Source organism: Streptomyces muensis, from assembly GCF_021474425.1.
GTDB classification, from domain to species: Bacteria; Actinomycetota; Actinomycetes; order Streptomycetales; family Streptomycetaceae; genus Streptomyces; species Streptomyces muensis.
Genome location: NZ_JAKEIP010000269.1, coordinates 1 through 10,825, shown reverse-complemented (window position 1 = coordinate 10,825; position 10,825 = coordinate 1). Strand labels below are relative to the sequence as shown.

At 70.9% G+C, this 10,825-nt stretch carries 11 protein-coding genes; 4 read left to right on the top strand and 7 right to left on the bottom strand.

All coding sequences use genetic code 11. The annotated features are described in order from the left end of the window. Positions 1 to 171: 171 nt before the first annotated feature. The 4 genes from L0P92_RS36915 to L0P92_RS36900 form a co-directional block, all read right to left on the bottom strand. Positions 172 to 2,382 (bottom strand): HelD family protein, encoded by a 2,211-nt coding sequence (locus tag L0P92_RS36915; protein ID WP_234767433.1) that lies wholly within the window; start codon positions 2,380 to 2,382, stop codon positions 172 to 174. Positions 2,383 to 2,558: 176 nt separating this feature from the next. Continuing rightward, positions 2,559 to 2,873, bottom strand: a complete 315-nt coding sequence (locus L0P92_RS36910; protein WP_234767432.1) for a thioredoxin family protein — start codon at positions 2,871 to 2,873, stop codon at positions 2,559 to 2,561. 14 nt (positions 2,874 to 2,887) lie between these two features. Then, positions 2,888 to 3,274, bottom strand: a complete 387-nt coding sequence (locus L0P92_RS36905) for a MerR family transcriptional regulator (RefSeq protein WP_234767431.1) — start codon at positions 3,272 to 3,274, stop codon at positions 2,888 to 2,890. A gap of 29 nt (positions 3,275 to 3,303) precedes the next feature. Further along, positions 3,304 to 3,822: an Lrp/AsnC family transcriptional regulator gene (locus L0P92_RS36900; RefSeq protein WP_234767430.1), complete on the bottom strand. Its 519-nt coding sequence runs from the start codon at positions 3,820 to 3,822 to the stop codon at positions 3,304 to 3,306. A gap of 45 nt (positions 3,823 to 3,867) precedes the next feature. Here L0P92_RS36900 and L0P92_RS36895 point away from each other — a divergent pair, with 45 nt between their 5' ends. Both L0P92_RS36895 and L0P92_RS36890 read left to right on the top strand, forming a co-directional pair. Continuing rightward, complete coding sequence (locus L0P92_RS36895) at positions 3,868 to 4,779, top strand: NAD-dependent epimerase/dehydratase family protein (protein WP_234767429.1); 912 nt, start codon at positions 3,868 to 3,870, stop codon at positions 4,777 to 4,779. 1 nt (position 4,780) lies between these two features. Beyond that, a complete protein-coding gene (locus tag L0P92_RS36890; protein WP_234767434.1) occupies positions 4,781 to 5,698 on the top strand; it encodes an aldo/keto reductase in 918 nt (305 codons plus the stop codon). A gap of 97 nt (positions 5,699 to 5,795) precedes the next feature. On the opposite strand, the gene L0P92_RS36885 is transcribed toward L0P92_RS36890, so the two are convergent. From L0P92_RS36885 to L0P92_RS36875, 3 genes are all read right to left on the bottom strand, one after another. Beyond that, positions 5,796 to 6,083, bottom strand: a complete 288-nt coding sequence (locus L0P92_RS36885; protein WP_234767428.1) for a hypothetical protein — start codon at positions 6,081 to 6,083, stop codon at positions 5,796 to 5,798. Between the two features lie 13 nt (positions 6,084 to 6,096). Beyond that, positions 6,097 to 6,573 (bottom strand): hypothetical protein, encoded by a 477-nt coding sequence (locus tag L0P92_RS36880; protein WP_234767427.1) that lies wholly within the window; start codon positions 6,571 to 6,573, stop codon positions 6,097 to 6,099. A 215-nt stretch (positions 6,574 to 6,788) separates the two neighbouring features. Further along, positions 6,789 to 8,180 carry a cation:dicarboxylate symporter family transporter gene (locus L0P92_RS36875; RefSeq protein WP_234767426.1) on the bottom strand — a complete coding sequence of 464 codons (1,392 nt, stop codon included), beginning with the start codon at positions 8,178 to 8,180 and terminating at the stop codon, positions 6,789 to 6,791. A gap of 201 nt (positions 8,181 to 8,381) precedes the next feature. On the opposite strand from L0P92_RS36875, the gene L0P92_RS36870 reads away from it, so the two are divergent. Both L0P92_RS36870 and L0P92_RS36865 read left to right on the top strand, forming a co-directional pair. After that, complete coding sequence (locus L0P92_RS36870) at positions 8,382 to 10,154, top strand: sensor histidine kinase (RefSeq protein WP_234767425.1); 1,773 nt, start codon at positions 8,382 to 8,384, stop codon at positions 10,152 to 10,154. Beyond that, positions 10,151 to 10,825, top strand: a 675-nt coding sequence (locus tag L0P92_RS36865) for a response regulator (RefSeq protein ID WP_234767424.1), incomplete at its 3' end; no start/stop codon positions are given. The genes L0P92_RS36870 and L0P92_RS36865, both read left to right, overlap by 4 nt.

Here is a 10,825-nt window from a genome sequence, read left to right as displayed (position 1 = left end):
TACCCGTCCCATCCCTGGGGGCTGCCGCCCCCAGACCCCCGCTGTCGGCCTTCGGCCTCGTCCTCAAACGCCGGACGGGCTGGTGGGGGGCGCAGCCCCCCAAGGGGCGCGGGGAACTGCGCGGCCAGCCCCCACCGGGCGGTGGGGGCGAAGCGACGGGCAAAGGCCAGGTCAGGCCAAGCTCCGCGGCAGCGTACCCGTGTGCAGTACCCCCAACCGCTGAGTAGCCCGAGTCAGCGCCACGTACAGATCGCTCGTCCCGTACAACCCCGGCTCCACCACCAGCACGGAGTCGAACTCCAGCCCCTTCGACTGCCGCGGGTCGAGAAGGACGACGCTCCGGGTCAGGTCGGGCTCCGCGCCCGCGGTGACGCCGTCCAGCCGCGCAGCGAGCTTGCGGTGCAGGTGGCGCGGCGCGATGACCGCGAGCCGCCCCTCGGCCGGCGTGAGCTCGCCGACGGCCTTGGCCACCGCGCCGGGCAGGTCGTCGGTGGCGCGTACCCAGGGCCGTACGCCGGTGGAACGGACCGAACTCGGGGGCTCGAAGCCGGGATCACGGTCACGGACGACGGCCGCGGCCAGGTCCATGATCTCGGCCGGGGTCCGGTAGTTGACGCCGAGCCGCGTGTGCTCCCAGCGGTCCTGGACATAGGGCGAGAGGATGCCCGCCCAGGAACCGACCCCCGCCGCCTCCGCGGTCTGCGCCGGGTCGCCGACCAGCGTCATCGAACGGGTCGGCGACCGACGCATCAGCAGCCGCCAGGCCATCGGCGACAGCTCCTGCGCCTCGTCGACGATGATGTGCCCGAACGCCCAGGTCCGGTCGGCCGCCGCCCGCTCGGCGGCGCTGCGGTGGTCGTCCTCCTCCTGGCGTTCGGCGAAGCGCTCGGCGTCGATGATGTCGTGCGCGGAGAGCACCTCGCTGTCCTCGTCCTCCTTGTCGTCGAACTCGTAGGTCCGCGAGGCGTACGACACGTCCAGCACGCCCTGCGCGTACGCCACCTGCGTCTCGCGCTCGCGGTCCGCGCGGGCCCGGGCCACCCGGTCGTCCTCGCCGAGCAGTTCGGCCGCCTCGTCCAGCAGCGGTACGTCCGCCACCGTCCACTCCCGCGTCAGGGGCCGGCGGATCGCGGCGACGTCCTCGTCGGGGAGGTAGCCCACGGGGTCGGCGAGGAAGTCCGCGACCAGGCGCTGCGGGGTGAGCACCGGCCACAACTGGTCGACGGCCGCCCAGACCTCGGGGTTCTCGGCGAGCTCGTCACGGATCTGGGTGATGTCGCTGGGATCGAGGAGGCTGCTGCCGTCGTACGGGTCGGTGCCGACGCGTTCGGCGTACAGCTCGGTGAGCGTGTTGAGGATGTGCCCCTCGAAGTGCTCACGGGCCACGTTGTGCGGGAGCCCCGCGGCGCGGGTGCGCTCGCGGGCCACTTTGACCAGGTCGTCGTCGAGCATGAGGATCTCGCGTTCGTGCTCGATCGCGATCACCGGGTCCGGCAGCGACTGCCAGTCGCGGACGACCTCGGCGAGTACGTCGGCCATGCCGGCGCGGCCCTTCACCGCGGCCGCCTCACGGGTGTCGGCAGCGGTCGCCCGCACGCCCGGGAACAGTTCACCGACCGTGGCCAGCAGGACGCCCGTCTCGCCGAGCGAGGGCAGGACCTCGCCGATGTAGCCGAGGAAGGCGGGGTTGGGGCCGACGATCAGGACCGCGCGTTTGGCGAGCAGTTCGCGGTGTTCGTAGAGCAGGTACGCGGCGCGGTGCAGGGCGACGGCCGTCTTGCCGGTGCCGGGGCCGCCCTCCACCACCAGTACGCCGCGGTGCGGCGCCCGGATGATCTCGTCCTGTTCGGCCTGGATGGTCTGCACGATGTCGTGCATACGGCCGGTGCGCGCGGCGTCGAGCGCGGCGAGCAGCACCGCGTCGCCGGTCGGGTCCTCGTGGCCGGTCCGCTCCTGGTCGCCCAGGTCGAGGATCTCGTCGTGCAGGGCCGTGACGGTACGGCCGTCGGTGGTGATGTGCCGCCTGCGCCGCAGCCCCATCGGGGTGTGGCCGGTGGCCAGGTAGAAGGGGCGGGCGACGTCGGCCCGCCAGTCGATGAGGATGGGTGTGCGCTCGGCGTCGTCGGTGCGCAGGCCGATCCGGCCGATGCGGTGGCTGACTCCCGAGGCCAGGTCGATCCGGCCGAAGCACAGCGATCCGTCCACGGCGTTGAGCGCGGCGAGCAGCCCCGAGCGCTCGGCGACGAGGATGTCCCGCTCCAGGCGGGCCTGCATGGGCGTGTTGCCCTGGGCGAGAGCGTCCGTGACGGAGGCCTCGGTGTCGCCGCGCAGCGCGTCCACGCGGGCGTACAGGTCGTCGATGAATTCCTGCTCACGCCGCATTTCACCGTCTTGAAATTCGGTGTTTGACAATTCCGCTCCCGGCCGGATATACTGCGTTCAGTGAACTTCTCCGTGACTCAGCGCATTTGAAGTCGCGAACCATTGAATATACGCAGAGAAATCCCCCGAGCGCAATTGCTCGGGGGATTTCTCTGTTCCGGGACGGACTCAGGGGATCAGAGGACGTCGGACAGTTCCTCCAGCAGGCGCCGCTTCGGGCGGGCGCCCACCATCGACTTCACCGGCTCGCCGCCCCGGAACACCATGAACGTCGGCATGGACAGCACCTTGTACGCGTTGGTGGTCTCGGGGTTGTGGTCCACGTCCAGCTGGACCACCTTCAGCCGGTCCCCCGTCTCACCGGCGACAGCCGTCAGCACCGGCCCCATCTGCCGGCACGGCGGACACCAGTCGGCCGTGAACTCCACCAGCACCGGCAACTCCGCCCCGATCACCTCCGCCTCGAAGTCCGCGTCCGTCACCTCGGCCACGCCTGCCGCCCTGATCACAGTTCCTGCCCTCCCAGTTCGCACAACGGTGGTTCCCCCTCGGCCATCGCCAGCCGCAGGCCGATCTTGGCCCGCACGGCCTGCAACTCCCCGATCAGCGCGTCGAGCTCGTCCAGCTTGCGCCGGTAGACCGCGAGCGAGGCGGGACACGAGTCGCCCTCCGGATGCCCGGCCCGCAGACACTCCACGAACGGCCGGGTCTCCTCCAGGTCGAACCCGAAGTCCTGCAACGTCCTGATCTGCCGCAGCAGCTTCAGGTCGTCCTCGTCATAGCTCCGATAGCCGTTGCCGCTGCGCCGCGCGGGCAGCAGCCCGCGCGACTCGTAGTAGCGCAACGTGCGCGTCGTGGTCCCGGCCCGCGCGGCCAGCTCGCCGATTCGCATGCGTACGAACGTAATCCTTGACGCCGACGTCAGGGCAACCGCGGCAGGAGCGGCTTTCTGCGCACCGGGGAGGACAGCACGATCGACGTCGTCGTGCGGCCCAGCGCCGAGGTCTGTTCGAGGACCTCCTCCAGGTGGACGGTGTCCTCGACGGCGACCTTGAGGACCCAGCAGTCCTCGCCGACGGTGTGGTGGACCTCGATCACCTCCGGGCGGTCGAGCAGCTCCAGGGTGCGCGGGTGTTTGAGGGTGTAGCCGCCGTGCGGGTTGACCCGGATGAACGCCTGGATGCCGTAGCCGAGCCGGGCGGGGGCGACATGGGCGCCGTATCCCGTGATCGCGCCCGCCGCCTCCAGCCGCCGTACCCGCTCGGTGACGGCTGCCGGGCTGAGTCGCACGCGGCGGCCCAACTCGCTCAGCTTGATCCGGCCGTCGGTCTGGAGCAGTTCCAGGATCTGCCGGTCCAGGGCGTCGAAGGCCACCGACTTTTCGTCGGCGGCCGGACGCAGATGCCGTGGTTCTTTCGGTACGGCGGCCTGATCTCCCATGTCTTCCCCTTCAGGACGTGGTGTGGGGCCGAGAGAATTATGGTCATGCGAAAGGCACGAGAAGTACTGGTCATCGGCGGCAACCGCTATTTCGGCAAGCGGCTGATCGCGCGACTGCAGGCGGCCGGGGACCGGGTGACGGTTCTCAATCGCGGATCGTCGCCGCCACCGCCGGGCGTGGTTCATCTGGTCGCCGACCGCGGCGACCAGAAGTCCCTGACGTCGGCGCTGGGTTCACGGACGTTCGACGTCGTGGTCGACCAGGTCTGCTACACGCCGCGGCAGGCGGAGATCGCCCGCCGGGTCCTCACCGGCCGCACCCGGCGTTATGTACTGACGTCCACGGTGGAGGTGTACGAGTACGAGGATTCGATCGCCCCCGTGCGCGAGACGGACGTGGACCCGGTGGACGTGGGCGTCGACCTCGGACTCCCCTGGGACGACCCGGAGTTCCTCGAGACCCATTACGGCGAGGGCAAGCGGCAGGCGGAGGCCGTGTTCGCCGCCGGCCGGGACTTCCCGTACGTGGCGGTACGCGTCGCCCATGTGCTGGGCGGGGACGACGACTTCACGGGCCGTATGACCTACTACGCGAGCCGCGTCCGCAGCGGGACGCCGATCCCCGTACCGGTGGTGAACCACCCGGCGACGTACATCCATGTCGAGGAGATGGCCGACTTCCTGTTCTGGACGGTGGGCCAGGACTTCACGGGTCCGGTCAACGCCGCGTCGCACGGCCTGCTGACCACCGAGGACCTGTGCGCCGCCATCGCCGCGCACCTCCCGGACGGCCAGGCCGTCTTCCAGCACGTCGAGGTCGGCGAGGTCTCCCCGCTCTCCTTCACCCGCGCGTACGGCATGGACAACTCCCGTGCCACGCGGCTGGGTTTCCGCTTCACACCCGCCCGGCAGTGGCTCCCGAAGGCCGTCGCCGAGACCCTCGGAAGGGATGACTGACGTGCGGTACCGCACTCTTGGCGACCGTCGTGTGAGCGTGGTCGGACTCGGTGTGATGCCGCTGTCCATCGAGGGCCGCCCCGACAGCGCCCGTGCCCTGGCCACTGTGCACGCCGCCCTGGACTCGGGGGTGACGCTGCTGGACACGGCGGACTCGTGCCATCTGCCGGGCGCCGAACCCGGTCACAACGAACTCCTCGTGGCCCGCGCGCTGGCCGCGTACGGCGGCGACGCGCAGGGCGTGCTGGTGGCCACCAAGGGCGGCCGCGGCAGGCCGGCCGACGGCAGCTGGACGGTGAACGGCGACCCCCGACACCTCAAGGCGGCCGCGGGGGCCTCGCTGCGGCGGCTCGGCGTCGAGGCGATCGGGCTCTACCAGTTGCACAAGCCGGATCCCGGCGTTCCCTTCGAGGAGTCGGTCGGCGCGCTGCGCGAACTCCTCGACGCGGGCAAGATCCGCCTGGCCGGCGTCTCCAACGCGGACGTGGACCAGATCCGCGCGGCCCACCGGATCCTCGGCGACCGCCTGGTGTCGGTGCAGAACCAGTACTCGCCCGCCGTACGGGACAGCGAGGCCGAGCTGCGGCTGTGCGCGGAGCTGGGGCTGGCGTTCCTGCCGTGGAGCCCGCTGGGCGGCATCTCCCGCAGCTCGCTGGACGGGCCGGCGCGGAGTGAGGACGGGCTGTCGCCGACGGTGGACGAGCCTCGCTTCGGCGCCTTCCGTGCCGTGGCCGCCGCCCGCGGCGTCAGCCCTCAGCAGGTGTGTCTGGCCTGGCTGCTGGCGCGCTCTCCCGCCGTGATCCCCATTCCGGGAGCGAGCCGCCCTCGGACCATCCGGGATTCGGCCGCCGCGGCGGACCTGGTGCTGGGCGCGGAGGAGCTGGCACGGTTGGACGGTGCGGCCGTTCGGGTCGGTTGATGCCCTCCCGGACTCTTGGCCGAGTGGGGCGAACTCACCGGCCGGTGGGCCGGGTGCGGGGCCGGGCCGCCTCCCGGCCCGGCCCCGCTCGCCGGTCTCAGCGCGACCGGCCGGCCTGCTCACGGCCACCCGGGGCCGGCGCCCCGACGCGGCGTGCGTACTGGTCGGTGGCCTTCACCAGCGCCGGCGTGACGAGAGCAACCGCCACCTTCCAGACGGGATCGGGCACCAGAGCCACGACCGCGGCCACGGCGAGCAGAGGGCCGAGTGCCCTGGTGACGCGGACGCCCCTGCCCGGCCGCGTCCGCGCCTGCGCGTCGAGGTACCCACCGGTCAGCACCGCCAGTTCGGCGACGACCAGTACGAGTGCCAGGGTGATGTCCACGGGAACGCTCCGCTCAGTCTCCGGCCGAGCTGCAGTCCCAGTGCCCGGCCGCCCTGGTGTTGTGGGCGACGACGGCCGGAGCGGCATCCGTGCCACCACCGGGCGGGTTCGCCTTCCACTCGCAGCCGAAGTCCTTCATGAAGCGCTTGAAGGTGTAGTTGTGGTACTTCGCCTGGATCTTCTTCAGCCGCGCGATGCCCGCCGGGGTGGCGTTGAAGGCCCTGCTGTACTCCTTGGCGTCCTTCACCAGACAGCCCGCGGAGACGATCGCCCCCACCCAGCCCGCGCCCTTGGACGCGATGGTCTTCCCCAGCGAGGAGACGCTGACACCGGTGGCCAGCAGTGAACCGCACACGCCGGAGATGCTCTTGTAGTCACGCCCCGTGGACTGCTGTGCCGTCCCCGTGGCCGCCTGGGCCGGCGCGACGCCGGCCGTGAGGAGCACGGCGGTGGCGGCCGTGCCGATCAATGCCTTACGAACTTTGTCCATGGGTTCCCCCGGACTTCCTCTCGGTGCTTGAAGGTCATCCGAGGAGAGGTACGGAAGATCGACCGGGTTGGGCAAGGGCGGGTAACGGAGGGCAATCTTCCGGTAATGCCGTCAGGCGCACGGCAGTTGCCGTGCGCCTGAATCGGAGGGGTGGCCGGGCGCCCGGCCCCGGTTCAGGCGGGGCCGGACGTCCGGAGCTGGGACCGGGACGGAGGTCAGGCCTTCGCGAGTTCCTTCTCGCCGCCCTGCTCCGGCACCTCGGCCTCGGCCGGGCCGCCGTGGCCGTCGTCCAGGAGGGTCTTCTCGTCGAACGGGATGGCACCGGCGAGCACCTCGTCGACCCGTGCGCGGTCGATCTCCTTCGTCCATGTGCCGATCAGGACCGTGGCCACCGCGTTGCCCGCGAAGTTCGTCAGGGCGCGGGCCTCGCTCATGAAGCGGTCGATGCCGACGATGAGACCGATGCCGTCCACCAGGGCGGGCTTGTGCGACTGCAGGCCACCGGCCAGCGTGGCCAGACCCGCACCGGTGACACCGGCGGCGCCCTTGGAGGCGACCAGCAGGAAGAGCAGCAGCGGGATCTGCTCGCCGATGGCCATCGGCGTACCCATGGCGTCGGCGATGAACAGGGACGCCATGGTCATGTAGATCATGGTGCCGTCGAGGTTGAAGGAGTAGCCGGTCGGGACGGTGATGCCGACGACGGGCTTGCTGACGCCCAGGTGCTCCATCTTCGCGATGAGGCGCGGCAGCGCGGACTCGGAGGAAGAGGTGGACAGGATCAGCAGGAACTCACGGCCCAGGTACTTGAAGAGCGTGAGGATGTTGAGACCGGCGACGAGCCGCAGCAGCACGCCCAGCACGATGAAGACGAACAGGAAGCAGGTGACGTAGAAGCCGAGCATCAGGATGGCGAGCTTCTTGAGCGCGTCGACGCCGGCGGAACCGGTGACGGCGGCGATGGCGCCGAAGGCACCGACCGGGGCGGCCCACATCACCATGGCGAGGATGCGGAAGACGAGCCGCTGGATGTGCTCCACACCACGCAGGATCGGCTCTCCGGTCGAGCCCATGGCCTGCAGCGCGAAGCCTGCGAGCAGCGCGATGACCAGGGTCTGCAGGACCGATTCCGAGGTGAAGGCGGAGACCATCGTGGTCGGGATGAGGCTGAGCAGGAACTCCGTGGTGTCCTTGGCCTCCGAGTCGACCTGCTCGTGGCCGGCATCCTTGATGGCGTCGGTGATGTGCAGGCCCGTGCCCGGCTCCAGGATGTTGCCGACGACGAGGCCGATGGCGAGCGCGACCAGCGACATCGCGAGGAAGTAGACCAGCGCGATACCGCCGACCTTGCCGACCTTCGCGGCCTTCCGTACCGAGCCGATGCCCAGGACGATCGTGCAGAAGATGATCGGCGAGATCATCATCTTGATCAGGTTCACGAAGCCCGTGCCGATGGGCTTCAGCTCGACCGCGAAGTCGGGCGCGACCAGGCCCACGGTGATACCGAGGGCCACCGCGATGATCACCGCGATGTAGAGGTAGTGCGTGCGGTCCCGTTTGGCGACGGGTGCGGCGGGTGCCTTCTCGGGGGAACTGGCGGCGGCCACGGCTGCCCTCCTTGACGTCTTCGTCGGTGTCACCGGCGTGCGGCTCACGTCCGGGGGTGTGGGGGTCTCGCTGTCCGGCCGTCGCGCCCCGGGGGACGGGGGCGTCGTATTCAGCGATGCGGTGACTATCTCCCGCCGTGTGAGGGCGGTCACCCTTCCGTTCATTTAGTTCACAATCAGCCATGGAGGCAGACTGACGACATGCGCATCCCCGTCCCGGTCCCCAGACCCCGCAGCCTGGCCGGCCAGCTGTTCGCCATGCAGGCTGTGCTGATAGCGGTGCTCGTCGCCGGGTACGCGGTCTTCACGTACGTCAGTGACCGTGGGCAGGCCGAGGACGCGGCGGGGCGGCAGGCCATGGCCGTGGCGCAGTCGATCGCTGACGCGCCGTCCGTGCGGGAGGCGATCCGTACCGACGATCCGACGGCCGAGCTCCAGCCGTACGCGCTGCGGGTCCAGCGCGACGCCGAGGTCGACTTCGTCACGATCATGAGCCCCGCGGGCATCCGCTGGACGCACCCGGACGAGAAGCAGATCGGCCAGCACTTCCGCGGGCACACGGCGCGCGCTCTGCGGGGTGAGCCCTTCACCGAGACGTACACCGGCACGCTCGGCCCGTCGGTGCGGGCGGTCGTACCGATCTACGACGGGGGTGACGAGCCGGCGCACATCGTGGGGCTGGTCAGTGCGGGCATCCGGGTCGAGGAGATCAGCAAGCGGGTGCAGGACCAGCTGACGGCGCTGCTCGGGGTGGCGGCGGGCGCGCTCGCGCTGGGCGCCGTCGGCACGTATGTGATCAACGCCCGGCTGCGCCGCCACACCCATGGCATGAACGCGGCCGAGCTGAGCCATATGCACGACTACCACCAGGCCGCGTTGCACGCGGTACGCGAGGGGCTGCTGATGCTGGACGGGCAGTACCGTGTGGCGCTGATCAATGACGGCGGGCGTGAGCTGCTGGGCGTGGACGGTGATGTGGTGGGGCGGTCGGTCGCGGAGCTCGGGCTGCCCGCCCCGCTGACCGGGGCGCTGCTGGCCTCCGAGCCGAGGGTGGACGAGGTGCATCTGACGTCGGAGCGGGTGCTGGTGGTCAACACCTCGCCGGTGTCCGGCGGTGAGCGGCGCGGCACGGTGGTGACGCTCCGGGACGTGACCGAACTCCAGTCCCTGATGGGCGAGTTGGACTCCGAGCGGGGTTTCACCCAGGCGCTGCGTTCGCAGGCGCACGAGGCGGCGAACCGGCTGCACACGGTGGTCTCGCTGATCGAGCTGGGGCGGGCCGAGGAGGCGGTGGAGTTCGCCACCGCCGAGCTGGAACTGGCGCAGGCCCTGACGGACCAGGTGGTCGCGGCGGTGAGCGAGCCGGTGCTGGCGGCGCTGCTGCTGGGCAAGACGGCCCAGGCCAACGAGCGGGGCGTCGAGCTCGTCGTATCGGACGACAGCCGCCTCGACGACGGCCTGCTGCCGCCGTCCCTGCCCGCCCGGGATCTGGTCACCATCCTCGGCAACCTGATCGACAACGCGGTCGACGCGGCGCAGGGAAGTGTGGGGGCGAGGGTGACGGTGACGGCGTACGCCGAGCACGGCGAGCTGGTACTCCGGGTGTCGGACACCGGCGCCGGGGTGGACCCCGCGCTCGCCGAGACGGTCTTCCAGCGCGGCTTCTCCACGAAGCCGGCCGGGCCGGGAGGCCGGGGCCTGGGCCTGGCCCTGGTCCGCCAGGCCGCGATCCGGCACCAGGGCACGCTGTCGGTGGCGGAGGCGGACGGCGGCGGGGCGGTGTTCGAGGTGCGGTTGCCGCTGGCGGAGGAAGGGGGCTCGGGCACCGCCCCCGCGCAAGAGACCGCCCCGCCCGAAGGCACCGCCCCCGCGGCGGATGCCGGCCGTGCTGAGGGCCCCCCGCACACGAAGGGAACCGGCTCGACGCGGACCGCCGGTTCCGAGGGCGCGGTCGTTTCGAGAGGTGACGTATGACGGCGGCGTCCGAGCAGGCGATTCGCGTCCTGGTCGTGGAGGACGACCCGGTGGCGGCGGACGCGCACATGATGTACGTCGGGCGGGTGCCGGGCTTCGTCGCCGTCGGCAAGGCGCACACGGGAGCGGAGGCGCGGCGCGCACTGGAGCGGACGCCGGTGGATCTGCTGCTGCTGGACCTGCACCTGCCCGATGTCCACGGCCTGCAACTGGCCCGTTCGCTGCGTGCCGCCGGGCATCACGCGGACGTGATCGCGGTGACCTCGGCGCGGGATCTGGCCGTGGTCCGGGAGGGAGTGTCACTCGGGGTCGTGCAGTACGTACTGAAGCCCTTTACATTCGCCACCCTTCGGGACCGGCTGGTGCGGTACGCCGAGTTCCATGCGGCGGTGGGTGAGGCGAGCGGCCAGGACGAGGTGGACCGGGCACTGGCGGCCCTGCGGGCACCGGGGCCGGCGGCGCTGCCCAAAGGGTTGAGCGGGCCGACGCTGGAGCGGGTGACCGGGGCTGTGCGGGAGGCCGAGGAGGGGCTCACGGCGGCGGGGGTTGCCGAGACTGTGGGGATTTCCCGGATCACGGCTCGGCGGTATCTGGAGCATCTGGTGGAGGCGGGGAGGGCTGAGCGGGCGCCGGTTTATGGGCAGGTGGGGCGGCCGGAGTTGGTTTATCGG